The sequence below is a fragment of the Pseudofrankia sp. EUN1h genome (genome assembly GCF_001854645.1).
In the GTDB taxonomy this organism is placed as follows: Bacteria; Actinomycetota; Actinomycetes; order Frankiales; family Frankiaceae; genus Pseudofrankia; species Pseudofrankia saprophytica.
In genome coordinates this window covers 38,678-64,005 of the sequence record NZ_MBLN01000082.1, presented here as the reverse complement: position 1 = coordinate 64,005, position 25,328 = coordinate 38,678, and the positions used below count along the sequence as shown (strand labels likewise).

The window sequence follows — 25,328 nt, the reverse complement described above, 5'->3', positions numbered from 1 at the left end:
TCAGGCACCCCAGCCGGCCTGCTGGCCGCCCGCGCGCTCGGCGATGATCCGCTCGGCGTAGCCGGAGCGGCGGTAGGCGGCGGTCGGGTCGGGGTCGAGGCCCGCGTCGGCGCGCAGCTCGGCGAGCAGCGGGCGGACGTCGGTGTTGTAGGCGTCCATCAGGATGGCGTTCGAGCCGAGGACGTCACCGGCCCGCTGGGCGGCGCGCAGCGCGTCCCGGTCGACGAGCAGCGCCTTAGCGGTCGCCTCCTGGACGTTCATCACCGAGCGGAGCACCGCGGGAATCTTCGGCTCGATGTTGTGGCACTGGTCGAGCATGAACGCGATGCCACCCGCGAGGGCGTCGGCGCGGACGATCTCGTACATGATGCGGAACAGCTGGAACGGGTCCGCCGAGCCGACCATCAGGTCGTCGTCGGCGTAGAACCGCGAGTTGAAGTCGAACGCGCCAAGCCGGCCGGCGCGCAGCAGGAACGCGACGATGAACTCGATGTTGGTGCCCGGCGCGTGGTGGCCCGTGTCGATGCAGACGGCCGCCTTCGGCCCGAGCTCGACGCAGTGCGCGTAGGAGGTGCCCCAGTCGGGGACGTCGGTGGCGTAGAACGCGGGCTCGAACAGCTTGTACTCGAGCAGCATCCGCTGCCCCGCGCCGAGCCGGTCGTAGACCTCGCGCAGCGCCTCGGCGAGCCGGTCCTGGCGGTCGCGCAGGTCGTCCTGGCCGGGGTAGTTCAGACCGTCGGAGAACCACAGCTTCAGGTCGTTCGAGCCGGTGGCGTCCATGATGTCGACGCATTCCAGCAGGTGCTTGACCGCCTTGCGGCGGATGCGCGGCTCCGGGTTGGTGACGCTGCCCAGCATGAAGTCCGGGTCCTGGAAGACGTTGGAGTTGATGGCGCCGATCCGGACGCCCTGGTCGCGGGCATAGGCGGCGAGCCCGGCGTAGTCGTCGACCCGGTCCCAGGGGATGTGCAGGGCCACGCTGGGCGCGGTCCCGGTGAACCGGTGCACCTGCGCGGCGTCCGAGATCTTCTCGAACGGGGTCCTGGGCACGCCCTGCTGCGGGAACACCTTGAACCTGGTCCCGGAGTTGCCGTAGGCCCATGACGGGGTCTCGATCTGCAGCGAACGCAGGCCTGTCTTCACGACATCCGTCGGGTTCGCCATCGTCATCACGCTCCTTGAGGTCCGGCGCCGCCGGGGCGCTGTGGGTGGCGCCGCGGACGTCGGCGGGAAAGCGACCCGGGTTGGTCGGTTGGGTCTGTCCGGGAGGGCGGGCCGGGTCGGGCCGAGCCGGGCCGAGCCGGGCGGGCGCACCGAAAGCCACCGATGCGGGCGCGGGTGCGGTACCGCCAGGCAGGCCGGACAGAAGAGGGAGGGGAAAGGGGGAGGGGGTCAATCGAGGTGGAAGACCTCGGCGAGCGGTCGCATGGCCTCGTCGGGCCCGCGGCCGTCGATGCCGGTGAAGAAGTCGGCCATCTCCTTCTGCCAGCGTGCGTTCACCTCGGTCGCGGCCATCGCCGCCTGGGCGGCGGCCAGGTTCGGCGACTCGACGTACCCGATGAGCAGCCCGTCGTCGCGCAGGAAGAGCGAGTAGTTGTGCCAGCCTGCCGCCCGCAGCGCGTCGAGCATCTCCGGCCAGACGGCCCGATGGCGCTCGGCATACTCGGCCAGGCGGTCCGGCCGAACCCGCAGGGTGAAGCAGTACCGTCGCACCGCGATCTTCCCCTCCGATGTCCCGTTCAGGCTGGTTCGCACCCCCCGGCAATGCCGGTAGTGCCGGTGACTCCGGTAGTGCCGGTTGTCGTGTCGCCGGTCCCTACCGTCGCGTCGGGCGCGTCCGCCGCGACGGTCCCGGCCCCCGCGACGGACGCGCCCGACGCGACGGGAACGCCGCGGCGAGGCCGGCCCGCCGGCCGCCCGGGTGGGGCGACCGGCGTGCCGGACGTGCTCAGAAGTCGAACTTGTCGATGTTGTCGGCGTCGAAGACCGTCGGCGGGCCGAGGACGATCTCGCCGTCCTTGCCGATCGTGTACTTGCCGAGCTTGCCGGCGGTGAACGTCTCGCCCTCGGCGCCGGTGATCTGGCCGGAGGCCAGCGCGACGCCCGCGTAGGCCGCCAGGTAGCCGATGTCGGCCGGGTTCCACAGCGCGAACTGCTTCACGGTGCCGTCCTTGACGTACTCGCGCATCTGGTTCGGGGTGCCGAGACCGGTGACGACGACCTTGCCCTTGTAGCTGGAGCTGCTCACGTACCGGGCGGTGGCCGCGATGCCGACGGTGGTCGGCGAGACGATCGCCTTCAGGTTCGGGTACGACTGCAGCAGGCCCTGCGCCTGCTGGAACGACGTCTGGTCGTCGTCGTTGCCGTAGGCGATCTTCACCAGCTTCAGGCCGCTGTACTCCGGCTTGGCCAGCTCGGTCTTCATGACGTCGATCCAGGCGTTCTGGTTCGTCGCGTTCGGGGTGGCCGACAGGATCGCGATGTCACCCTGGCCGCCGACCAGGTCGCTGGTCATCTTCACCAGGCCCTCGCCGATGCCCTGCGTCGTCGCCTGGTTGATGAACACGTCGCGGCAGTCCTTCGCCGCGTCCGAGTCGAAGGCGACGATCTTGATGCCGGCCGCGGACGCCTGCTTCAGCGACGGGCAGACGGCGTTCGGGTCGTTCGCCGCGATGCCGATGACGTCCTGCTGCTGCTGGATCAGCGTGTTGATGTAGCTGACCTGCGACGACGCGGACGCGTCGTTCGGCCCCACCAGCTTGTACTCGCCCTTGAGGTCGCCGAGCGCAGCCTTGCCGCCGCTGACCTCGATGTCGCTGTAGGGGTTGTTGAGCTGCTTCGGCAGGAACGCCATCTTCACGCCGGTCTTCAGCGTCGCGTTCGGGTTGGCGGACGCCGCGGTACCGCCCGAGGTGGCAGCGCCGGCGGTCGCCGTGTCGTCCTTCGACGTGCCGCCGCAGGCCGTCAGGCCGACGGTCAGCGCGACTAAGGCCGCGGCGGGCAGCAGGAGTTTTCTGGATCTGTGTGGCTGCATGGCTGGGGATCCCTTTCGGAGTGGCCGCCAGGCGGTGGTGGGTGATGGAGAAGCGGCGGTCGGGCGACCCGGCGGTCAGGAACCGGGCAGCGGAGGGGAGAGGGCGCTCGACCCGCGGCGCCGGGCGCGGGAGACCGCGGCCCTGGTCCGGCGGATGAGGTTCGGGACGAGCACCGACACGATGAGCAGCGCGCCGGTGACGACGTTCAGGGACTCGTTCGAGACGTCCGACAGGCGCATGGCGTTCTGCAGCGCCGCCAGCAGTACGACCCCGCCGAGCACCCCGGGCAGGGTGCCGCGGCCGCCGAAGATCGAGACCCCGCCGAGCAGGACGGCGGCGACGACCGCGAGCTCCAGACCGGAGCCGTTGTCGGCGCGGGCGCTGGAGTAGCGCAGCGTCCACAGCACCCCGGCGAGCCCCGCGACCGCGCCGGTCACGACGTAGAGCCAGAACTTCAGCCGACCGACGCGGATCCCGGCGAACCGGGCCGCCTGCTCGCTGGCCCCGGCGGCGAAGGCCCAGCGGCCCACCGGCGTCGCGTGCAGCACGACGGCGAACACCACCGCCAGCGCCGCCAGCGGGATCAGGACGTTCGGCACCGCGGAGCCGCCGATCGTGCCCGTGACCCAGGTCGTGTAACCGCCCGGGAAGTCGGCGACGGCGGTGTCGCCGAGGACGACGAGCGCCAGCCCGCGGAAGAGCGCCAGCGTGCCGATCGTCACGGCCAGCGACGGCAGCCGGAACACCGTCACGAACAGGCCGTTCACCGCGCCCAGCACCGCCCCGAGCACGACGCACAGCGGGATGATCGTCTCGATGGTCAACCCGTGGTTCCACAGGCTGCCCATCACGGCGCTGGACAGGCCCAGCGTGCTGGCCACCGACAGGTCGATCTCACCGGTCACGATCACGAACGTCATCGGCAGCGCGATCAGCGCGATCGGCAGCAGGTCGAGGACGAGGAACGTGAAGTTGCGCGACGTCCCGAAGTTCTCGACCGACGCGGAGGCGACGACGATGACGAGGACCGCGAGCACGATGACGCCGACGTCCCAGCTCGCGAGCCGTCCCAGCTGCGCTCGCCGTCCTGGCTGCGCTGCCCGTCCCAGCTGCGCTGCCCGTCCTGGCTGCGCTGCCCGGCCCGCGGCCGGCTGGTCGCTGTCAGCGGACATGGGATCCCCTCTTCTTCAGCGCCGCCGCGACCCGCGCGGCGATCAGCCGGTCGATCCCGATCGCGAGCAGGATCAGCGCGCCGACGATGGCCTGCTGCCAGAACTGGTCGACGCCGAGCACGGGCAGCGCGCTGCCGATCGTCGTGAGCAGYAGCGCCCCGAGCGCCGCGCCCCACACCGAGCCGCTGCCACCGAAGATCGCGACACCGCCGACGACGACCGCCGCGACGACGTTCAGCTCGTAGCCGTTGCCCGCCGCGGCGTCGACCGTGCCGAACCGGGCGGCGAACAGTACGCCGGCCAGGCCCGCGAGGGTGCCGCTGGCGAGGAAGGCGGCCAGGGTGCGCCGGCCCACCGGGATGCCGGCGAGCCGTGCCCCGTCCGGGCTCGACCCGAGCGCGTAGAGCTGGCGCCCGGCCGGGTAGGACCGCAGCACGATGCCGGCGACGACGAGCACGGCGACCGCGATCAGCACCAGGTACGGCACGCCGAGCACGGTCGCGGTGCCGAACTTCAGGAAGCCGTCCGGCAGCTCGTCGGCGTTGATCTGGCTGCCGCCCGCCCACAGGTAGGCGACCCCGCGGTACGCGTACAGCGTCCCGAGCGTCACCACCAGCGCAGGCACGTTGCCGAACCGGACGAGCAGGCCGTTGACCAGGCCACAGCCCGCGCCGACCGCGATCCCGACCAGGACCGCCACGATGATCGGCACGCCGGGGTGGTCCATCAGCAGCGTCCCGGCGGCGAACGCCGACAGGCCGAGCACCGAGCCGACCGACAGGTCGATGTTGCGGGTGATGACGACGATCGTCTGGCCGACCGCGAGCACGCCCAGGATGGCGGAGCCGAGCAGGATGTCGCGGATCGACTGCGAGTGCACGAAGCTGGGATGGCCGACGGCCGTCACGAGGACGAGCAACGCCAGCGCCAGCACGATGCTGATCTCGCGCGCCCGCAGCACCCGCTGCAGCACGGACGTCCGCGTGGGCACCGCGCGCGCCGGCGCCGTGCGGACGGGGCCCTCGACGACGGAGTCCTCGACGGTGGTCACAGCGCGACCTCCACGTCCTGCTCGGCCGGCTTGCCATCGGTGGGCCGGCCCCCCGCGGATGCCTTGCCGTCGATGGCCTTGCCTTCCGCGGATGCCTTGCCGTCGGCGGCGTTGCCTTCCGCGGGCGCTTCGCCGTCGACGGCCGTGGGCGTCGTCCCGGTCGCCGCGGATCCCGGCCGTCGCTGGCCGACCGCCGCGAACATGACGGACTCCTCGGTGGCGTCGGCGCGGTCCAGTTCGGCGACCAGCCGGCCCTCCCGCATCACCAGCACCCGGTCGGCCAGGCCCAGCACCTCGGGAAGCTCGGACGAGACCATCAGGACAGCGACGCCGTCCTCGGCGAGGCCCGAGATCAGCCGGTGGACCTCGGCCTTCGTCCCGACGTCGATGCCGCGGGTCGGCTCGTCCACGATCAGGACGCGGGGCAGGGTCGCGAGCCACTTGGCGAGCACGACCTTCTGCTGGTTGCCGCCCGACAGGGTCGACACCGTGTCGGCCAGCCGGCCGTACTTCGTCTGCAGCCGGGCCGTCCACTCGGCGGCCGCGCGCCGCTCGGAGCCGCCGAAGAGCAGCCCAAGGCGGGCGAGCGCCCCGGAGCGCGGCAGCGTGACGTTGCGGGCGATCGAGGCGTCCATGACGAGGCCCTGCAACCGCCGGTCCTCCGGCACGAGCGCGAGCCCCGCGGTCATCGCCGCGCGTGGCGACCCGGCGCGCAGCTGGCGGCCGTGGACGCGGACGGTACCCGCGTCGCGCGGGTCGACGCCGAAGACCGCCTGCGCGACCTCGGAGCGCCCGGAGCCGACCAGGCCGGCGAGCGCGACGATCTCGCCGGCGCGCACCTGGAAGGAGACATCCCGGAAGACGCCGTCGCGGCGCAGGCCGTCGACCTCCAGCACGACGTCGCCCGGCGTCGCCGACCGCTGCGGGTAGAGCGTCGACAGGTCGCGGCCGACCATCCGGCGGACCAGGTCGTCGACGGTGAGGCCGGCGAGCGGGTCCGTCGAGACGTGCCGGCCGTCGCGCATGACGGTCACCCGCTGGCACAGCGCGGTGATCTCCTCGAACCGATGCGAGATGAACAGGACCGCCGCGCCTCGGTCGCGTAGCGAACGGGCGACGGTGAAGAGGCGCTCGACCTCGACGGTGGACAGGGCGGCCGTCGGCTCGTCCATGACGAGTACCCGCGCGTCGGCGGACAGCGCCTTGGCGATCTCGACGAGCTGCTGGTCGGCGATGGAAAGGCCGCGCGCCGGCCGGGCCGGGTCGATGGCGACGGCGAGCCGCTCGAACAAGGCCTCCGCGTCCCGGACCATGCGCGTGCGGTCGATCGCGCGGAACCGGCCGCGAGGCGGGTTGGCCATCGCGATGTTCTCGGCGACGGAGAGGTCGGGGAAGAGGGTGGGCTCCTGGTAGATCACCGCGATGCCGGCCGCTCGGGCGTCGGCGGGGGAGCTCAGTGCGAGCGGGGCGCCGTCCAGCTCGATCGCGCCGGTGTCGGGGCGGTGCACCCCGGCGAGCATCTTGACGATCGTGGACTTGCCGGCGCCGTTCTCGCCGACCAGCGCGTGCGCCTCGCCGGCGTAGAGCGGGAACGAGACGTCGCGGACCGCGGCGACCGCCCCGAAGGACTTGGAGACGTCGCGCACCGCTAACAGCGGCGCCTGCTCTGCGGACATCTCACCCCTTCAATGAAAGGTTTCAATGAGCGTGACCAGCGCAACGTAGCCGCGCGTCCCGAACGGTGTCAAGGTCCAGGTTCGGGCCCGGTTGGGCGCTTCGGTTGCGTTGTCGCAGCGGACCGTCGGTACTATCCGCTGGTCGGGCGGCGCGCTTCGACGCCTCGCCCGCCCGGTACGGCCAGCTCGGTTCGTCGACTGGCTCGGGTCAGCTGTCCGGATCAGTTGGCGCGGTTCGGCTGGCACGTTTCAAGGGTCGGGAGCGGTGTGGACGACGGCGAGCAGGCACCACCCGCGGCCGGGGCCGAGCGCCCCCACCGGGCGGCCGCCGTGCCCGCGCAGCCCGCTCCTCGAGACGCGGACGGCGCTGCCGATCGGGCCGCGGACGTCAGCCGCGCGGCCGGTGCGAGCCGGACGGCGGATGCCGGCCCGGCCGCAGGCGCGGGCCGCGCGACGGATGCGGGCTCCGTCTCGGGTGCCGGCCGGCCGGCCGGCACGGCCCGGCCTGGGGATGTGCGCCGGCCCGGTGGTGCGGGCCGGGCCACGGCGGTGAGCCGTGCCGCCGGCATCAAGGAGGTCGCGGCGGCGGCGGCGGTGTCGCTCGGCACGGTCTCCAACGTCCTGAACCGGCCGCAGCTGGTCAGCCCCCGGACCCGGGCCCGGGTCGAGCGGGCGATGGAGGAGCTCGGCTTCGTCCGCAACGAGTCCGCGCGGGCTCTGCGCGCTGGCAGCAGCCGAATCCTCGCGTACGTCATGCTCGACCCGTCGAACCCGTTCTTCACCGATGTCGCCACCGGGATCGAGGAGGTCGCCGAGGCCGCGGACCTGTCGGTGTTCCTGTGCAACAGTGGCGAGGACGCGGACCGCGAGGCCCGCTACCTGGACCTGCTTCTCGAACAGCGCGTCCAGGGCGTGCTCATCACCCCGGTCGACGCGGCGAACGAGCGGCTGCGCACCCTGCCCGCCCGCGGTACCCCCGTCGTGCTCGTCGACCGCGTCGCCGGCGCCGGCGAGGGCTGCTCGGTGTCCGTCGACGACGTCCTCGGCGGTGAGCTCGCCGCCACCCACCTGCTCGAACGCGGCCACGAGCGCATCGCGTTCATCGGCGGCCCCGACACCCTCAGCCAGGTCCGCGACCGGCGCGCTGGCGCGCTACGCGCCCTGGAACACGCCGGCCTGCCGCCGGACCGGCTGACCGTGCTCGCGACCGGCGCGCTCACCGTCGCCGAGGGCCGGGGCGCCGCCGAACGACTCGTCGGCCTGCCCGCCGCCCGCCGCCCCACCGCCGCGTTCTGCGCGAACGACCTGGTCGCGCTCGGCCTGCTGCAGATGTGCGTGCGCCTCGGCGTCGCCGTCCCCGGCGACTGCGCGATCGTCGGTTACGACGACATCGACTTCGCCGCGGCCGCCGCCGTCCCGCTGACGTCGGTCCGCCAGCCCCGCCACCTCCTCGGCCGCACCGCCGCCGAGCTTCTGCTGGACGAGGCCAACAACCCCGCCCACGAGCACCAGGCCGTCCAGTTCACCCCCGAACTGGTAGCCCGCGCCTCGACCGTCGGCTGACCGCGGCCTGGGTCAGCCGGCTGACCGGGGGCGGCGCGTCGTCCGGGACCGGCGTACCCGCCGGCGCGCGAGCGCTGGTCCGGGGCGAGACGGCACAGCAAGAGAGGGGCCTCCAGGGAGGACCCTGGAGACCCCTCGTCGTACCTKAGGTGAACCCTCTCGACCGGTGCGGCAGACCAGTGGGTCCGCGCTCCCGGTCACCTGAACCTGCGGGTCATGGGATCACCCGAAGCTGCGGAGCTGGGCCGAACCGATCGTCGGCCGGTTGATGGTGAACGCCTTGGTGAAGGTCCCGTCGTCACAGACGATCCTGGCGTTCGCCMGGATTCCGTTGGGGGGGATCTGGTTGAAGGTGACGCTGTAGCTGCCGCTCTCGGGGTCGGGAAGCGCGTTCTTCGTCTCGAAGCCGGTGGAGATGGTCAGCCGATTCGCGGGGTCGGTGCTCGGRCACAACGCGGTACCGAAGACGGTGACCTGGGGGCTCTGCGGAAGGGCGTGGGCCGGTGCGGCCACGGTCACGGCAGCCGCGACACCGACGGAGGCGGCGAGTACACGGGCGGTTCGACGCATCATCATCTACGAGTCCTTTCCTGACGTGTTTCGCTCGTCGATCGCGGTTCACCTCATGCACATGACCCAAGGGTTACCCGGAGTAATGCTGCGCGATATCTTTTTCGGGACCACTGTCGGTCATTTCTTGCCTGAGGTTTGGGTGACGACTGCGGTGGCCAGCGCGGAACGTCCGTCATCGACCCGTCGGTGACGCGACGGATGGTGCGGTGACGGAATATGTCGGGCGGGCCCTTCGCCGTCATTCCGGTTTCGTGGTGGCCCGACGACGCCGTCGCTGAACTGGTTCTCGCGGATGCGCGCTGGCCTGTGAACAGGCGCTGGCCGACGCCTGCGCCCGGGTCGCCCCGCCGCGCCCTCCGGGCGACATTGTCCCGGGAGTCCTGGCCCGACGTAAGTTTGATCAGCGGTTCTGCACCCGGATCCGAACTGGCGATGGCCCGTAGTTCGGATTCCGGTGCAGGCCTGGCGATCTTCTGAGGTGAAGGTGGCCGCCAGGCGGCGGGTCAGGGGAGGCGGGTGGTGGCGAGTTCGCCGAGGTGGCGGGCGGCGTCGGGTGGGGCGCCCGCGCCGATCGTGATGAACAGGTAGTTCTTGTCCTTCAGGACATACATGTCCTGAATGTTGGCGCCCGTCGTGCAGACATAGGCCCGGTAGCGGACGGTGTCGGCGTGTTCGAGCTGGCCGTCGCACCGCGGGTCGTCCGGCCAGACGAGGGCCATGGGCACCTCGGCATCGGTGTGCTTGGCCCAGGTCGCGGTCCAGACGGTGGCCCAGCCCTTCGGGGACTGGTACGTGCAGCCGAGGACCTCGTGGTCCGCCTCGGACGGGAACTCGTGCCCCTGGACGAAATCCGAGCCGGCGGCGGCGCTGACCTCGGCCGCGGTGAGCAGCGAGCACGGCGGAACGGCCGCCAGCCTCGATCCGGCAGAGCCGCAGCCGGTGGCGAAAAGCAGCACCATCGCCAGTCCCACCGTCGCCACCGACCGCATTACCGTGGCCCCGCTCATGGCGCGATCATGGCGAACCGTCGCCTCCGTGTGCGGGCTTGTCCTGATCCCGACACCCCGACCGTGGGCCCGGGACGCGAACGCGCAGGTGGTCGATGTGGATGGGCCCGGGTGTGGCTCGCGCCGCATCAGGGCGTCGTCGGTTGTCGAGGGGCGGCGGGTCGGGCTGAATGAGGCGCCATGAGGACGTTGGTGCGGGGTGGGGTCGTGCTGCCGATGGCGCCGAGACGGGCGCTGCTGCAGCCGGGGTCGGTGCTGTTCGACGGGACGGAGATCCTCGCCGTCGGGACGGTGGAGGAGGTCGACGCCGACCCGCGGGCGGCCGGGCCCGGGGTCGAGGTGATCGACGCGGCGGGGTTCGCCGTGCTGCCGGGGCTGCACAACTGCCACCTGCACTCCGGCCTGTTGCGTGGGACGGCCGAAGGGCTCGCCCTGTTCGACTGGCTGCAGACCTACGTCGACCCGGCCCACCGGGCCCTCACGCCCGAGATCGCCGAGGCGGCGAGCTGGCTGTGCTACGCCGAGGCGGTCCGCTCCGGCACCACCTCGGTCATGGACATGTGGCGTTTCCTCGACGGCTCGGCGCGCGTCGCCGGGGAACTCGGCATCAGGGCCACGCTCGTGCCGTACGTCGCCGACGAGGAGGGATATGACTACTTCGAGTCGATCGACTCGACCCGCGCGCTGCTCGCCGCGCACCGCTCGTCCTTCGGCGGCCGGGTTCGCTCCTGGGTCGGGCTGGAGCACCTCTTCTACTGCACCAAGCGCGCCTTCGCCGACGCGGCGGCGCTCGCCGCCGAGTACGACACCGGTCTGCACGTGCACTCCAGCGAGAGCCGCTGGGAGGTCGAGGAGTCGCTGCGCCGTTATGGCCACCGCCCGCTGGCGGAGATCGCCCGGCGCGGCGCGCTCGCGGACGGCCGGGCGGTCGTCGCGCACTGCGTATGGCTCGACGACGCCGAGATCGAACTGATCGCCTCGACCGGTACCCGGGTCGCCCACTGCCCGGCGTCGAACATGAAGCTCGCCTCCGGCGCGGCGCCCGTCCCGAAGCTGTGGTCCGCCGGAGTCACCGTCGGCATCGGCAGCGACGGGGAGAAGGAGAACAACAACCTTGATCTTCTCGAAGAGGTGAAGATGGCGTCGCTGCTGCAGAAGCTCGTCGCCCTCGACCCGACCGCAGGCGACCCGTGGGACATCCTGGCCATGGCCACGATCGAGGGCGCCCGCTGCCTCGGCCTCGCCGACGTCACCGGCAGCCTCGAACCCGGCAAGCGCGCCGACCTCATCACCGTCGACCTGCGCAAGCTGCACACCACGCCGCTGCTGTCCGGACCGGACGCCAACGTCGCGGCGCATCTGGTCTTCTCATCGTCCGGCCAGGACGTCGACAGCGTCTGGGTCGACGGCCGCCGCCTGCTCGCGGCCGGTGAGCTGCTGACCTGCGACGAGACCGCCGTCCGCGCCCGCGCCCAGTCCGCCGCGGAGGAACTGTTCGCCCGCCGCGCCGCCCTCACTCCCCGTTAGTAGCGTGCCCTACAGCGAAGGCCTGCCCTACCACGGAGGGGTCAGAGCGCGGCGGCCGCGGCCCGGGCGACCGCCTGGTCGTCGTCGGTCGTGCCGCCACTGACCCCGACCGCGCCGACGACGAGCCCGTCGCGTATCAGCGGGACGCCGCCGACGGGCCGCGCGGACCGTCCGCGGCCGCTGACGCCGTCGAACCGGTCGTCGTCGACGGCGGCCTGGTCGCGAACGGCGTCCGCCCGGTAGCCGTTCTCATGGCGGCCGCCCTTCTCGTACCCGCCGCCTTCCTCATACTCGCGATACTCGCGCTCGTCGTATCCGCCCTCGTCCTGCCCACTCCCGCGGTGCCCGTCCCCGTCAGGCCGGTCCGAACGGAATCCGTCGGAGCGGAATCCGTCGGAGCGGTAGCGGCCCGGGTGGTAGCCGTTGTCGGCGCGGTCGGATCCGCCGAAGCGGGACACGCCGGCCGCGGCGAGGTCACGTGCCCGTTCCTCGGCCGGCCGGGTGCGGCCAGCGCGCGCGGTGACCGCCTTGTTGATGGACACGTCGACGCTGCCGACCCAGGCACCGTCCATCCGCACGTGCGACACGAGGTTGCCGCCATCGTCGACGACGGCGATGTTCATCGGCTGGCCGAGTTCGCGCGCTCGCCGCTCGCCCGCCGAGATGACCCGGCGTGCGTCGGACAGTGACAAGGTCACAGTCCCCCCTCACCTTCCACTGACGGGTCTCGTCGCCCCGTCGGCGCCGCCCCCGTGCGTTGCTGTGAACCTGGGCGGTTTGCCCGTCGCCGACGCTAGATCCGTCGGCGCCGCCGGGCGCCGTTCGCCACGTGGCACACCTGTCGCCCTGCTGGTGGCGGCGGTGTGTTGGTGGTCGGGGAGGGTGCGGTGGCCGTGGAGGGTGCGGTGGCCGTGGGGGAGGACGCCACAGCCACCGCGGGTGTTCGGCCGCCGGTTGGGCCGCCCGGTGGCCGGGCCACCAGACCGCCCGGTCAGGACGCCGGCGGGGCGAAGAACTCCAGCGCGATGTCGTCCGGGTCCTTGATGGCGAGGCCGGAGCCGTAGTGCGCGTCGACGATGCCGCCGTGCTTGATGTCGAGCCGCTCCAGCCGGTCGCACCAGGCCTCCAGCTCGGCGCGGTCCGCGCAGCCGAACGCGACGTGGTCGAGGCCGACCCGCCGCGGGCTGAACTCGCCCGCCACGGTGCCCTCGGGGAAGTGGTGCAGGCCGAACAGCTGCCCGCCGTCCAGGGCGAAGACGACGTGGCGGAACGGACCGGTGTCCTCGTCGAGCACCGGCTCGGCGCCGAACAGGCGGGTGTACCAGGGGACGCTGGTCTCGAGGTCGGTCACCGTGACAGCGACGTGCGTGACCGCGGGGAAAGACGTCATCGGACGTCTCCTCTCTTGAATCTCGTCTGAATCTCGTCGAGGGATCTCGTCGGGTCGTTCCGGTGTGGAGTACGGGAACCGGACGTCGCTGAAGCTAGGGACGGTCTCTTCCGCCAGGCTTCTTCCTGCCTGTCGCGGCCGTGACCGTGCCGGGGAAGATCCAGAGAAGGCGCGCGTATGTCGGCCCGCGCGGGCGGTTTTGGTGGAAGACGCCGGTCGGCGGCGGGGAAGGTGTCGGGAAGGCGACCGCCACGGCGGTTTTACGGTGGGTCCGACGGCCCTGCCTCGGCCGACAATCGTCGTCATGACACTCGCTGAGCGGGAACCGGTCGTCTCGGCGCGGCCCGAGGTGGAGATCCGGCTGCTCGGCGGCTTCGAGGTGACGCTGCGGGCCGGCCTGGACGGCGGCGACCGGCGGCGTGTCGAGGTGCTGCCCGAGGAGGTCTGGCGCCGGCGGCAGGCCGCGGCGCTGGTGAAGCTGCTGGCGCTCGCGCCGGGGCGGCGGCTGCACCGGGAGCGGGTGCTCGACGCGCTCTGGCCCGACGTTCCCGTCGACGAGGCGGCGCCCCGGCTGCACAAGGCGGCGCACTACGCCCGCCGCGCACTGCGTGACCCGGAGGGCATCCTCCTGCGCGGCGAGGTCGTCACGCTCTGCCCCGACCGGGACGTGACCATCGACGTCCGGATCTTCGAGAACCTGGCCGAGCAGGCCCTAGGCCCGGCCGGCGGGCCTGGCACGACGGAGCCGTCGCCGGCGGCGCGGGCGGCGGACGCCTACGGCGGGCCACTGCTGCCGGATGACCTGTACGAGCCGTGGACGCAGGCCGACCGCGACCGGCTCCGGCTGCTCTACCTGCGGCTGCTGCGCGCCGCCGGCCGCTGGGAGCGGGTGCTCGCGGAGGACCCGGCGGACGAGGAGGCCCACCTGACGCTGATGCGCGGGTACATCGCCCGGGGTGAGCGGCATGCGGCGCTGCGCCAGTTCGAGCGGATGGACAGGGCGCTGCGCCGCGAACTTGGCTTCGGCCCAGGGCCCGACGCCCTCGCGCTGCGGGCCGCCGCCCTGGTCGACCCGCCACTGCCACCGTCGCCAGCCTCCGCGCCGCCGCCACCACCTGCGGTCGCCGCCGCGGCGGCGCGTCCACCCGCCGGCGAGCGGACCGACGGACGGCAGGAGAGTGCCAGGGTTGGCAGGCTGGCTTCTTCGATCCCTCGTGACCGCGCGGCGGCCGCGGACGCGGACGGCCTGGTCGGGCGGGACGCTGAGCTGCGGCTGGTCGAGCGGGTGCTTGCCCGTGCCGGCGTCGAGAGCCTCGGCAGTGGCAGTGGCAGTGGCAGTGGCAGTGACAGCGGTGCCGGCGGCGGCGCGAGTGCGTCGGCGGGCGTCGCCAGTGGTCGAGCGGGCGGCGCGGCGGTGCTGGTCAGCGGCCCGGCGGGCGTCGGCAAGTCGGCGCTGCTCGACGCCGTGGCCCGCCGCGCCGCGGCGGCGGGCTGGCAGGTGGGCGTGGGCACGGCGGCGGCGGTCGAAGGCGGCTGGCCTTACGCGCCGGTCCTGGAGGCGCTCGCCGATCTGTGCCGCCGCCGCCCGGCGTTGCTCGGTGGGATCGACGAGCGTTTCCGCTCCGAGCTGGAGCGCGCCATGTCCGGCCGCGACCTGGACTGGCCTGGTGCCGGCGGGCACCAGCGGCTGTTCATCGCCGCCGCGGAGCTTCTGCGCGCCGCGGCCGAGGGCACCGACCTCGCCGCCACCGACCTCGCCACCGCCAACCCCGCCGCTTCCAACCCCGCCGCTTCCAACCCCGCCGGCGCCGCTCACCCCACCGGACCCGCCGCGTCCGGCACCCGCCCGGGCGCGCTGCTCGTCGTCGACGACCTGCAGGACGCTGACGACGCCAGCCTGCGGCTGGTGCACTACCTGGCCCGCTCGCTCGCGGGACGGCCGGTCGTGCTGCTGCTCGGCCACCGTCCGGTCGCCACCGGCCCGGCAGCCCTCGCCGAGATCCGCGCGAGCCTGCTCGCCCGGGAGGCCGCCGTCGCCGTCGACCTCGGCCCGCTCGACCGGGCGGCCACCGCCGCGCTCGTCACCCGAGAGTCGGCACTTGCCGGCCCGCTGGTCGAACGGATCTGGGAGGCGTCGGGCGGCGTGGCGTCCACGGCCCTCCAGCTCGCCCGGAGAGCGGCGCTCGACCCGGAGGGTCCGCTGACCCTGATCCTCGACGCCTCGGTGATCGCCGGCCTCGCGCCCGCTACGCGCGATCTGCTGCGCCTGCTCGCCGTCGCTGGCGCCTCGTTCGACACGGACGAGTTCGTCGCCCTGTCCGGCCGCCCCGAGCCCGACGCGTACGTACTGCTCGACGACCTGCTCGACCGCGGGGTTCTCGACCGGACCGAGGGCGGCTTCCGGTTCCGCCATCAGCAGGTCCGCGATGGGCTGCTCGCCGAACTGGCGGCGCACCGGCTGCGGATGGCGCACCGTGAGGTGGCCGACCGGCTCGCCGCGGCGGCCGGTTCGCCCGGCCGAGTCGGACACCACCTGGTCCAGGCAGGGGAGCGCGCCCGCGCCGTGCCGTACGTGGTGCGCGCCGCCGAGACGAAGGCCGCGCTCGGGGCCTACCGGGACGCGCTCAACCAGCTCGACGAGGTCCGCGAGCACGCCACCGGCACCGACGCCGTGGCGCTCGCGACGCTGCGCGCGGACCTGCTGGTCGCGCTCGCCGACCCGGGCGCCCCGGACGCCTACCGGGCGGCGATCGTGCTCTGCTCGCCGGTCGATGCCCGGGTACCGCGCGCCCGCCTCGCCCGTGCCCTGCTCGTGGCCGGTGACCTCGACGGAGCCGCCGCCGCGCTCGACGGGCTGGAGCCGGACGGTGGTCCCGCCGACCTGGCGATCCTGCTGGGACGGGGACACCTCGCCTACTTCCGGGGCGACATCGACGCAGCCGCCGCGATCGCCGACGAGGGCGGTCGTCGGTTCGTGTCCACCCCGACGACCCGGTTCGGCTTCGACCTCGTCAGCCTGCGGGGACTCGTCTCACACAGTCGCGGCGAGTACTTCGCGCAGCTGACCGAGGACCTGCGGCACAGCAGCCGCCTGCCGGCGCTCGCGACGACCTTCTTCGACGCCCACCTGTGCGTCGCCGAGATCATGCTCTACGGGCCGACGCCCTACGCCGAGGTGATCAGCATCGCGGATCGGCTGGCCGAGGCGGCCGAGCAGACGGGCGCGGCCAGAGGGCTGGCGTTCGCCGCCTGCCTCGCCGGAGAGGCGAGGCTGCTCGGCGGCGACCTCGAACGGGCCGAGCGGCGGCTCGCCGAGGCGGTCGACCTGCACCGTCACATCGGGGCGACGTCGGGTGAGGCGCACTCGTTGCAGCGGCTCGCCGAGGCGCGGCTCGCGCGTGGCGACGCCGCCGGCGCCAACCGCCTGCTGCTGCGCGCCCTGCCGCTGGCCCGCTGGTCGCCGATCGCCGCCCACCTGCTGCACCGCATCCACGGAACGCTGATCGCGGCCGCGCCGGACACCGCGGCCGCCGAGGTCGCGCTCACCAGGGTGGAGGAGACGCTCGGCGTCGAGGACGGCTGCCTGTTCTGCTCGGTGACCTCGGCGGTGCCGGCGACCATCGCGTCCGCCCGGTCGGGCGACCTGGCCCGCGCGCACCGCCACCTCGCCGTGGCGCGCTCGTCGGCCGCGCTGTGGGACGGTACGGCGTGGCAGGCCGCGACGCAGGAGGCCGAGGCATACGTCGCCCGCCTGGAGGGTGACACGGAACGGGCCGGAGCGCTGTTCGTCGCCGCCGGCCGGCTGTTCGACTACGTCGGCCACCCGCTCGACGCCGCCCGCTGCTACGGCGCGCTCACCGCCGCCGAGGCCGGCCTCAACCAGATCGGTGGCAACATCGTCCGCTGAGTGTCCGCGCGCCGACGCAGGGTGGAGGGCCACCGACCGGAAACTGTCGGCCAGCTGTCGGAAAAGGTGTCGGCTACGCGCAGGGCATGTCAGCCGGGCGTCGAACAGGAGACGGGACACCCTCGGACGGGATTTCATGACGATGCGCCCCAACGCCGAGGCGCACCGGAAAGAAATCCTTCGCGGCCACGGCCGCGGGGCTAGCCACAGAAAGCAGGGGAGCTCAATGACGCGCTCATTTCCGTCCGTGTCCCGGATCGGTGGCGTGCTCCGCGGCCTGACCCACTCCGACGCCGCCGCCCACGGCGCCACCAGCGGCGAGGGCGACGTCCCGGACTGGCTGGTCGCCTCGATGGCGCCGGGCAGGCGAGGCGAGGCCGGTTCCTCCGTGGACCGTTCCTTCTCGCTCCCGCCGCGGCTCGGGGTCTTCTTCTGACCGGATGACGAAGGCGCGGCAATCAGGCTGCGTTTCCCAGAAGATCGGCCGGCACCGATCCTCTGGGGACCCGGCGGCGACAATGGTGTCGACCGCACCGCCGGAGGCCTGAGGAAGCATCAGGGGGGCCGCACCTACGACGACAAAGGCCGGCAGCCAGGCTGCCGGCCTTTGTCGTTTTCGCGCTTGTCGCGCTCGCGATATCCCGCGGGCCGGCCTATCCGGCCTCGCGGGTTGTTCTCACCGGCCCCACCGTCAGGTGGGGGACCGGGTCGTGCGCCGCGCGCGGACCGCCCTCGCCGCGTGGGTCGCCCTCACCGCGCCATGGGCGGGCGAGCGCCAACAGGGACGCCACCGAGCACAGCAGCGCGGCCAGCATGATGACCGCCATCGGGGTGGCACTGGTGGAGCCGAACAGGCCGACGAGCGGGGCGGCGACCGCGCCGAACGCGAACTGGGTGCCACCCTGCAGCGCGGCCGCGGCGCCGGCGTTCTCCCGGCCGAGCGTCTGGCCGAGGCTGATGCTCGCCGGGAACATGCCGCCGATCCCGGCCTGGACGACGACCAGGCTGACCCACGTCCCGGCCATGCTCGCGCCGACGGTTGCCAGCAGCAGGGCCTGCAGGACGGCGCCCCCCGCGGCCACCGCCACGGCCCCGGACAGCAGCGTGGTCAGCCGGACCCGGCGCGACAGCCGGCCGAACAGCGAGTTGGCGGCGAGCATCGACGCGGCGTTCGTCGCGAACACGAGGCTGTACATCGCCGCCGACGTCCCGTAGACGCGCTCGAAGACGAAGCTCGATCCGGAGATGTAGGTGAACATCGCGCCGGTCGCGAACGCGCTGGTGAGCACGTAGCCGACGAACGCGCGGCGGCGCAGCAGCCGACCCATCGACGCGAACGTCCCGCCCAGGCCGCCCGCGTGCCGGCGCCGCGGCGGCAGCGACTCGGGCACCGCGAACACCACCGTCGCGACGAGCAGCACGCCGATCACCGCGAGCACCACGAACACGGTCCGCCAGCCGGACAGGGTGAGCACCAGGCTGCCGATCAGCGGGGCGACCACCGGCGCGACGCCGAGCACCATCGCCAGCAGCGCGAAGTAGCGTGGCAGGTCGGGCCCGTGGAACCGGTCGGTGACGACGGCCCGGCTGAGCACCATCCCGGCCGAGGCGGCGAGACCCTGCAGGAAGCGGGCGGCGTCCAGCGTCGCGATGTTCGGCGCCAGCGCGCAGACCACCGACAGCACCGCGAACAGCGACGTGCCGACGAGCAGCGGCCGGCGCCGGCCGATCTTGTCGGACAGCGGGCCGACGAACAGCTGCCCGAGGACGATGCCGGCGAAGAACGTCGTCATCGACAGCTGCACCGCCGAGTCGCTCGCGTGCAGCGACGAGCCCAGGTCCGGGAACCCGGGGATGTACATGTCGGTACCCAACGGGGCGAACGCCGTCAGCGCCCCGAGCGCGACGATGAGTGGCCCGGTCCGCCCGGCCCCGGCCTGTCCGGCCGGGGCGGGGCTGGCCGGGGAAGACCGCGCGACAGGGAGAATCCTCCGCGGCGCGGCATCCGCGTCGGGGGCGCGAGGGTCGTCGCCGATTACCATGCCGCAAAGGGTAGAATATGGTCTACCGGTTAACAATCCTCCGGGGGAGCCTGATGGCCGCCACCTCGTCCCCGCGCGAGCGGTGGGCCGCCGCCCGGCCCGACCTCGACACCTCCCCGATGGAGGTGATCGCGCTGCTCAAGCACGTGCAGGCGCTGCGGGACCTCGCACTCGAGCCGCTCTACGACGGCGCCCCCGCCACCGCGCCCGAGGTCGACGTCCTGATCCACCTGCGCCACGCCGAGCAGCCCGTTATCGCCCGCCGCCTCGCGGAGCGGATGCGCTGCTCCCGCGCCGCGATCAGCAAGACGCTGGCGAGACTCGAAGGCCGCGGCTACGTCGAACGCCAGCCCAGCCCGACCGACCGGCGAGCGGCGCTGATCACGATCTCGCCCGCCGGGGCCGCGGTCGTCGACGCGATCTTCCCCCGGCAGCTCGCGATCGAGGCCGAGCTGCTCGCCGGCCTCGGCCCCGACCGCGCCCGCGTCGTCGAGGCGCTCACCCTCCTCCTCGACACCGTCTCCGGCCGCGTCGCCGCCAACGCCGCCGCGCCCTGACCCGCACCGCGAGGCCCGGACCGCGAGGCCCGGCCGCGGGCGTCAGATTCTGGCCCAGGCCTCGGTGAGGACGGAGTGCAGGATGGACTCCATCTCGTCGAAGTGGCTCTGCTCGCAGATCAGTGGCGGGGAGAGCTGGACGACGGGGTCGCCGCGGTCGTCGGCACGGCAGTACAGGCCGGCCTCGTAGAGCGCGCCGGACAGGAACCCGCGCAGCAGCCGCTCGGACTCGTCCGCGGTGAAGCTCTCCTTCGTCGTCTTGTCCTTGACCAGCTCGATGCCGTAGAAGAAACCGTCGCCGCGGATGTCGCCGACGATCGGCAGGTCGGACAGCTTCTCCAGGGTGGCGCGGAACGCGGCGGCGTTGCGGTCGACGTGGCCGACGAGGTCCTCACGCTCGAAGATGTCCAGGTTCGCCATCGCCACGGCCGCCGACACCGGGTGGCCGCCGAAGGTGTAGCCGTGGGCGAAGGACTCGGTGCCACGAAGGAACGGCTCGACGAGCCGGTCGCTCACGATCATCGCGCCGAGTGGCGCGTAGCCGGAGGTCAGGCCCTTCGCGCAGGTGATGATGTCCGGCTGGTAGCCGTAGCGCTGCGCCCCGAACATCGCGCCGGTCCGGCCGAAGCCGCAGATCACCTCGTCGGAGACGAGCAGCACGTCGTATTCGTCGCAGATCTCGCGGACCCGCTGGAAGTACCCGGGCGGCGGCGGGAAGCAGCCACCGGCGTTCTGCACCGGCTCCAGGAAGACGGCCGCGACCGTGTCCGGCCCCTCCTGTTCGATCGCGACGGCGATCTGCTCGGCGGCCCAACGGCCGAACGCGACCAGGTCATCGCCATGCTCAGGTGCCCGGTAGAAGTTCGTGTTCGGGACGCGGAAGCCGCCGGGCACCAGCGGTTCGAACATCTGCTTGAGCGACGGGATGCCGGTGATCGCGAGCGCTCCCTGGGTGGTGCCGTGGTAGGCGGTGGTGCGGCTGATCACCTTGTGCTTGAGCGGCTTGCCGACGAGCTTGAAGTACTGCTTGGCGAGCTTCCAGGCCGACTCGACGGCCTCGCCGCCGCCGGTGGTGAAGAAGATCCGGTTCAGGTCGCCCGGGGCGAGGCCCGCGACCCGCTCGGCGAGTTCGATGGCGCTCGGGTGCGCGTGCGCCCAGATCGGGAAGAAGGCCAGCTGCTCGGACTGCTTGCGGGCGGCCTCCGCGAGCTCGGCGCGGCCGTGGCCGACCTGGACGACGAAGAGCCCCGCGAGCCCGTCGAGCACCCGGTGGCCCTGGGCGTCCCAGATATAGGGGCCTTCCCCGCGCACGATGACKGGCAGTTCGCCGGCGGTGACCGAGGACAGTCGGGTGAAGTGCGGCCACAGGTGGGCCGCGGCCGACCGGGCGAGCGAGTCGGTGGAGGGGGTGAGGTCGGTCGGGGCTGTCACGGCTGTCCTTCCGCCTGGCCGGCAGGGGTCACCGACGTTACGCCATAAGATCCGTCTCATCATACGGTTATCGCGGAACAGAGGTGACCTTACGAGTGTTTCCGCAGCGTATGATCGACATGGCAACGGTTCCCGCATTGCATCCCCGTGTCGCGCGGACCGCGGCCTGGTGAACCGAGCCGCGTCGGCGTGGCGCTGTTACAAGGGAGCCCAGCTGTGAGGATCGCGATTCCCCGCGAGGTCAAGAACCGCGAGTACCGGGTGGCCGCCACCCCCGCGGGCGTCCACGAGCTGACCCGGCACGGCCACGACGTGTTCGTCGAGGCCGGCGCCGGCACCGGCTCGATGATCACCGATACCGAGTACGCCGCCGCCGGCGCGAAGATCGTCGAGGGTGCCGACGCGACGTGGGCCGTGGGCGACCTGGTCCTCAAGGTCAAGGAACCGGTCGAGGAGGAGTACCACCGGCTGCGCCCCGGCCTGGTGCTGTTCACCTACCTGCACCTGGCCGCGTCGCTGCCCTGTACCCGGGCACTGCTGGACGCACGGGTCACCGCGGTCGGCTACGAGACCGTCGAGCTCACGGACCGGTCGCTGCCGCTGCTCGCGCCCATGTCGGAGGTGGCTGGCCGGCTCGCGCCGCAGGTGGGCGCCCAGGCGCTGCTCGCGGCCGCCGGCGGGCGTGGGGTGCTGCTCGGCGGGGTCCCGGGTGTCGACCCGGGCAGGGTCGTCGTCATCGGTGCGGGTGTGGCCGGGCTCAACGCGACGTCGATCGCGGCCGGCCTGCGCGCGGACGTGACCCTGCTCGACCGCGACCTGGGCCGGCTGCGTGCCGCCGACGCCCGCTTCGAGGGCCGGGTGCGCACCGTCGCCTCCAACGCCTACGAGATCGAGCGGGCGGTGCTCGACGCCGACCTGGTGATCGGCGCGGTGCTGATCCCGGGGACGCGGGCACCGAAACTGGTCACGAACGCGATGGTCGCCCGGATGAGGCCCGGCGCGGTGCTCGTCGACATCTCCGTCGACCAGGGCGGCTGCTTCGAGGACACCCACCCGACGACGCACGACGATCCGACCTATAAGGTGCACGACGCCGTCTTCTACTKCGTCGCGAACATGCCCGGCGCCGTCCCGCGCACCTCCACCCACGCGCTGACGAACGCCACCCTGCCCTACGCGGTGGCCCTCGCCGACCACGGCTGGCGCGGTGCCATGCGCCTCGATCCGGCCCTGTCTCGCGGCCTCAACACCCATGCCGGCGAGGTCACCTGTGCGCCGGTGGCCGAGGCCCATGGCCTCCCCGGCGTTCCCGTCGCCGCCGTGCTCGCCGCCGAAAGCTGACGAACGAGTTCGAACGATGCCAGCTGCCGACAAGCCGCCGACCGGTTGGCGACCGGTCGGCAGCTTGTCGGCGACCGGTCGCCGACTGGTCGTCGACCGGTTGTGGATCAACGAATGAGAACTGGAGGTAGTACCCGGGTACCGCTCCTGGTACTGTTCGGCCCGCCGGGCGCGAGTCGTGTCCGGGGGGCTGGTCGCCGAGAGGGGTGGTCGCCGTGCCGGCAGAGCGTCTGTTGCCGTCCGACGAGGCGCGGGAGCTGGTCGCGCTCGCCGCGGACATYTGCGCCAAGGAAATCGAGCCGCGCATCGCGCGGGACGAGGCCGAGGCGCACTTCCCACGCGAGGTGTTCACGACCCTCGGGCAGGCCGGGCTGCTGAGCCTGCCGTACCCGGAAAGGTTCGGCGGCGGCGAGCAGCCGTTCGAGGTGTACCTCCAGGTCCTGGAGGAGATCGCCTACCGGTCGGCGTCCGTCGCCGTCGGCGTCAGCGTGCACGCGCTCTCCTGCTATCCGCTRGCAAACTTCGGCACCGACACCCAGCGCGAGGAACACCTGGCGCGCCTGCTCTCCGGCGACCTGCTCGGCGCCTACTGCCTGTCCGAGCCGCACGCCGGCTCCGACCCGGCGGCGCTGAAGACCACGGCCACCCCGCCGACCGAGACCGGCGGCGACTATGTCCTTTCCGGCACCAAGGCCTGGGTGACGCACGGCGGCGTCGCCGACTTCTACACCGTGTTCGCCCGCACCGGCGAAGGCCGCGGCGGGATCTCCTGCTTCCTCGTCGACGCGGACACCCCGGGCATGACTCCGCACACGCCCGAACGCAAGATGGGTCTCACCGCGTCCCCGACCACCCAGATCGGTTTCGAGAACGCGGCCGTGCCGGCGAGCCGGCTGATCGGCTCCGAGGGCCAGGGACTCACCATCGCGCTGTCGGCGCTGGACTCCGGCCGGCTCGGGATCGCGGCTGCGGCGACGGGCCTCGCCCAGCGCGCACTCGACGACGCCGTTGTCTACGCCAAGGAGCGAGAGGCGTTTGGCAGGCCCATCATCGACCACCAGGGCCTGGGTTTCCTGCTCGCGGACATGGCGGCGGACGTCGAGTCGGCCAGGGCGACGACCCTCGCCGCGGCCCGGCTGCGCGACGCCGGCCGGCCGTTCTCCAGAGCGGCGAGCATCGCGAAACTCGTCGCCACCGACGCGGCGATGAAGGTCACCGAAGACGCCGTCCAGGTTCTCGGCGGCGCCGGCTACACCAAGGACTACCCGGTAGAGCGCTACATGCGCGAAGCCAAGGTCATGCAAATATTCGAGGGAACCAATCAGATCCAGCGGCTGGTGATCAGCCGGCACCTGGCGAAGGCCTGATCAGGGGCTGTTTCCGCAGGTCACAGGCCCCAGTCGGGGTCTGGTGGGGCGTCGGGTAGCTCGGGGCTCATGTCCGGCTGGGTCCGGTTGAGAGCGGCTGTGTCCGGCGGTCTGTGGCTGAGCTGTGGCTGGGAGCGATCTTCGTTTGGGGGCGCCGGTTGGTCGGTGGTGTCGTCGGCGGCTGCCAGGGCGTCGTCGATCCGCCGGCGGGCGATCTCGTCCTGGCCGGCGATGCACTTGGCGTAGACCATCAGGAGGACGCGGACGGAGTGCCCGGCCCATTCGGCGGCCTGGGTGATGGGGACGCCGGCGTTGAGCCAGCCGGAGACCGCGGCGTGGCGGAGGTCGTAGGGGCGGCGGGCGAGTGGTGAGGCCGCTTCGGCCGGGGTGAGGGCGGCGGCGCGGGCGTCGCGCCAGACCGGGAGATAACGGCTCGCCTTTACCGGTCCGTCGAGGCCGGATCGGAACAGCCGTCCGTCGGCGGTGGTGCCGAACGTGTCGAGGTGGCGCCGCAGGATGGCGACGAGTCGTGGGTTCAGCGGAACTGGTCGAGTTTCGCCTTTCGCGCGGTGTTTGAGTTCCCGTGGCTGGCGGGGAGCGTCCGGGGTGTCAGACCAGCGGGGTGAGATCTCGGGATTGTTGCCGGAGAGAAGTACCTCGCCCCAGCCGGAGGTAGGCAGTGTCAGCTGGTCGAGGCGTAGTTCCTGGAGTTCACCGGGTCGCAGGGCGGCGTGGTAGATCGTGGCGTAGAAGGCCTCGAGTTCGGGTGCCCGTTCGGCGACGGCGGCGAACAGGCGGTGTGCCTGGGCGGGATTGACGACGACGCGGCGATCGATGGCGACCAGTGTGCGTGGCGCCTTCCAGCCGAGGCTGTCGAGTGGGTTGCTGTCTAGATCACCGCGCTCGACGGCGTATTTGATCGCCATGCCGAAGACCTGGCGGCGGCGAGTGATGGTGTTCGCGGCTGCGGGATTGCCGTTCATGCGTCGAGACAGCGCCGCGTTGGCTGCGCGGATGATGTCGGGATCGGCGAGGTCCGTGATGGGTCGGCTATGGCGTTCCATCCAGTCGATCACTGTCGACCACGTCGCGGGTGGCGTGGCGTCGCGTCGTCGGCCCGCCCGGTCGGTGACGGTGCGGGCACCGGTGTTGAACGTCCAGCCGGACAGGGCTTCGCGAGCGAGTTCGGCGAGTTCGGTGGGCATGGGCGCGTCGAAGAGGGCGCCTGTGACTGCGCCGAGTGCCTCGGCGATCGACCGTCGACTTCCCGGAGCCTGTCGCTCGTCCCATTTCGCGTCACAGAAACTGCGGGCTACCTCAAGCCATGTTCGTGGCGGCGGCGGGGGTGGTGCCGCGGCGTGCTGAGCGAGCGCCTCGCGTATGGGGAGTCCGGTCGCGATGTCGAACGCCTCGCCCTTGTTCACAGCGGTCAAGATCTCGGCTCGCCGAGACTCGGCTGCTCTCTTGGTCGGAAAGGTGTGGGTGTTCGCGGTCGGGCGCCCCGCCACCCACCAGCGTGCTTGCCAGCTGGATCGGGTCTTGCCTTTCATCTCGCGTAGCGCCCAGACCCGAACATCGAACGAGGTCTGTCGGGCCTCGTCGGCCTCACCGGTTCCGTCGAAGGCGGCGTTCATGTGGCTGGGTCTCGGGTGAGGCCGTCGAGCCAGGTGTTCAGGTCGTCACGGGCGA

Annotated in this window: 19 protein-coding genes and 2 pseudogenes; 7 read left to right on the top strand and 14 right to left on the bottom strand. The window is 72.4% G+C overall.

Going from position 1 to position 25,328, the window contains the following annotated elements:
- From rhaI to BCD49_RS33000, 6 genes are all read right to left on the bottom strand, one after another.
- On the bottom strand, positions 1-1,164 hold the full coding sequence (rhaI, locus tag BCD49_RS33025; protein WP_007514551.1) for an L-rhamnose isomerase: 1,164 nt from the start codon (positions 1,162-1,164) through the stop codon (positions 1-3).
- Positions 1,165-1,392: 228 nt separating this feature from the next.
- On the bottom strand, positions 1,393-1,713 hold the full coding sequence (locus tag BCD49_RS33020) for an L-rhamnose mutarotase (RefSeq protein WP_007514552.1): 321 nt from the start codon (positions 1,711-1,713) through the stop codon (positions 1,393-1,395).
- Positions 1,714-1,948: 235 nt separating this feature from the next.
- Positions 1,949-3,034, bottom strand: a complete 1,086-nt coding sequence (rhaS, locus tag BCD49_RS33015; RefSeq protein WP_007514553.1) for a rhamnose ABC transporter substrate-binding protein — start codon at positions 3,032-3,034, stop codon at positions 1,949-1,951.
- A gap of 75 nt (positions 3,035-3,109) precedes the next feature.
- Positions 3,110-4,207, bottom strand: coding sequence for an ABC transporter permease (locus BCD49_RS33010; RefSeq protein WP_007514554.1), 1,098 nt, complete (start codon positions 4,205-4,207; stop codon positions 3,110-3,112).
- Positions 4,197-5,258, bottom strand: a complete 1,062-nt coding sequence (locus BCD49_RS33005; RefSeq protein ID WP_007514555.1) for an ABC transporter permease — start codon at positions 5,256-5,258, stop codon at positions 4,197-4,199. Before BCD49_RS33005 ends, BCD49_RS33010 begins: the two co-directional genes overlap by 11 nt.
- A complete protein-coding gene (locus BCD49_RS33000) occupies positions 5,255-6,934 on the bottom strand; it encodes a sugar ABC transporter ATP-binding protein (RefSeq protein ID WP_007514556.1) in 1,680 nt (559 codons plus the stop codon). The genes BCD49_RS33005 and BCD49_RS33000 overlap by 4 nt, the downstream gene beginning before the upstream one ends.
- Before the next feature lie 513 nt (positions 6,935-7,447).
- Between BCD49_RS33000 and BCD49_RS32995 the strand changes: the two genes are divergently transcribed.
- On the top strand, positions 7,448-8,497 hold the full coding sequence (locus BCD49_RS32995) for a LacI family DNA-binding transcriptional regulator (RefSeq protein ID WP_051466853.1): 1,050 nt from the start codon (positions 7,448-7,450) through the stop codon (positions 8,495-8,497).
- A 222-nt stretch (positions 8,498-8,719) separates the two neighbouring features.
- On the opposite strand, the gene BCD49_RS32990 is transcribed toward BCD49_RS32995, so the two are convergent.
- The gene (locus tag BCD49_RS32990) at positions 8,720-9,073 is read right to left on the bottom strand and encodes a hypothetical protein (RefSeq protein ID WP_071042288.1); all 354 of its coding nucleotides are present in this window, start codon (positions 9,071-9,073) and stop codon (positions 8,720-8,722) included.
- A 500-nt stretch (positions 9,074-9,573) separates the two neighbouring features.
- Positions 9,574-10,077, bottom strand: a complete 504-nt coding sequence (locus BCD49_RS32985) for a hypothetical protein (protein ID WP_007513599.1) — start codon at positions 10,075-10,077, stop codon at positions 9,574-9,576.
- 180 nt (positions 10,078-10,257) lie between these two features.
- Between BCD49_RS32985 and BCD49_RS32980 the strand changes: the two genes are divergently transcribed.
- A complete protein-coding gene (locus BCD49_RS32980) occupies positions 10,258-11,604 on the top strand; it encodes an amidohydrolase (RefSeq protein ID WP_007513598.1) in 1,347 nt (448 codons plus the stop codon).
- A gap of 41 nt (positions 11,605-11,645) precedes the next feature.
- Here BCD49_RS32980 and BCD49_RS46600 read toward each other — a convergent pair.
- From BCD49_RS46600 to BCD49_RS32970, 3 genes and pseudogenes are all read right to left on the bottom strand, one after another.
- Positions 11,646-11,756 (bottom strand): annotated as a pseudogene (locus BCD49_RS46600) (heme-binding protein); the annotation flags it as partial.
- Between the two features lie 357 nt (positions 11,757-12,113).
- A pseudogene (locus BCD49_RS46595) lies at positions 12,114-12,302 on the bottom strand (GlcG/HbpS family heme-binding protein); the annotation flags it as partial.
- Positions 12,303-12,595: 293 nt separating this feature from the next.
- Positions 12,596-12,994 carry a VOC family protein gene (locus tag BCD49_RS32970; protein ID WP_007513594.1) on the bottom strand — a complete coding sequence of 133 codons (399 nt, stop codon included), beginning with the start codon at positions 12,992-12,994 and terminating at the stop codon, positions 12,596-12,598.
- A 304-nt stretch (positions 12,995-13,298) separates the two neighbouring features.
- On the opposite strand from BCD49_RS32970, the gene BCD49_RS32965 reads away from it, so the two are divergent.
- On the top strand, positions 13,299-16,901 hold the full coding sequence (locus BCD49_RS32965) for an ATP-binding protein (RefSeq protein WP_106410442.1): 3,603 nt from the start codon (positions 13,299-13,301) through the stop codon (positions 16,899-16,901).
- Between the two features lie 226 nt (positions 16,902-17,127).
- Positions 17,128-17,337 carry a hypothetical protein gene (locus tag BCD49_RS43795; RefSeq protein ID WP_157845205.1) on the top strand — a complete coding sequence of 70 codons (210 nt, stop codon included), beginning with the start codon at positions 17,128-17,130 and terminating at the stop codon, positions 17,335-17,337.
- Between the two features lie 217 nt (positions 17,338-17,554).
- Here BCD49_RS43795 and BCD49_RS32955 read toward each other — a convergent pair whose 3' ends face one another.
- Entirely contained in the window at positions 17,555-18,943 is a 1,389-nt protein-coding gene (locus BCD49_RS32955) for a multidrug effflux MFS transporter (RefSeq protein WP_007513588.1), read from the bottom strand.
- Positions 18,944-18,996: 53 nt separating this feature from the next.
- On the opposite strand from BCD49_RS32955, the gene BCD49_RS32950 reads away from it, so the two are divergent.
- The gene (locus BCD49_RS32950; RefSeq protein WP_035924698.1) at positions 18,997-19,500 is read left to right on the top strand and encodes a MarR family winged helix-turn-helix transcriptional regulator; all 504 of its coding nucleotides are present in this window, start codon (positions 18,997-18,999) and stop codon (positions 19,498-19,500) included.
- A gap of 42 nt (positions 19,501-19,542) precedes the next feature.
- On the opposite strand, the gene BCD49_RS32945 is transcribed toward BCD49_RS32950, so the two are convergent.
- Positions 19,543-20,931, bottom strand: coding sequence for an aspartate aminotransferase family protein (locus BCD49_RS32945; protein ID WP_007513583.1), 1,389 nt, complete (start codon positions 20,929-20,931; stop codon positions 19,543-19,545).
- Positions 20,932-21,147: 216 nt separating this feature from the next.
- Between BCD49_RS32945 and ald the strand changes: the two genes are divergently transcribed.
- Both ald and BCD49_RS32935 read left to right on the top strand, forming a co-directional pair.
- Complete coding sequence (gene ald / locus BCD49_RS32940) at positions 21,148-22,272, top strand: alanine dehydrogenase (protein ID WP_071042286.1); 1,125 nt, start codon at positions 21,148-21,150, stop codon at positions 22,270-22,272.
- 215 nt (positions 22,273-22,487) lie between these two features.
- On the top strand, positions 22,488-23,639 hold the full coding sequence (locus tag BCD49_RS32935; protein WP_007513578.1) for an acyl-CoA dehydrogenase family protein: 1,152 nt from the start codon (positions 22,488-22,490) through the stop codon (positions 23,637-23,639).
- 20 nt (positions 23,640-23,659) lie between these two features.
- On the opposite strand, the gene BCD49_RS32930 is transcribed toward BCD49_RS32935, so the two are convergent.
- Positions 23,660-25,063 carry a tyrosine-type recombinase/integrase gene (locus BCD49_RS32930; protein WP_232794020.1) on the bottom strand — a complete coding sequence of 468 codons (1,404 nt, stop codon included), beginning with the start codon at positions 25,061-25,063 and terminating at the stop codon, positions 23,660-23,662.
- Positions 25,064-25,328: the final 265 nt, after the last annotated feature.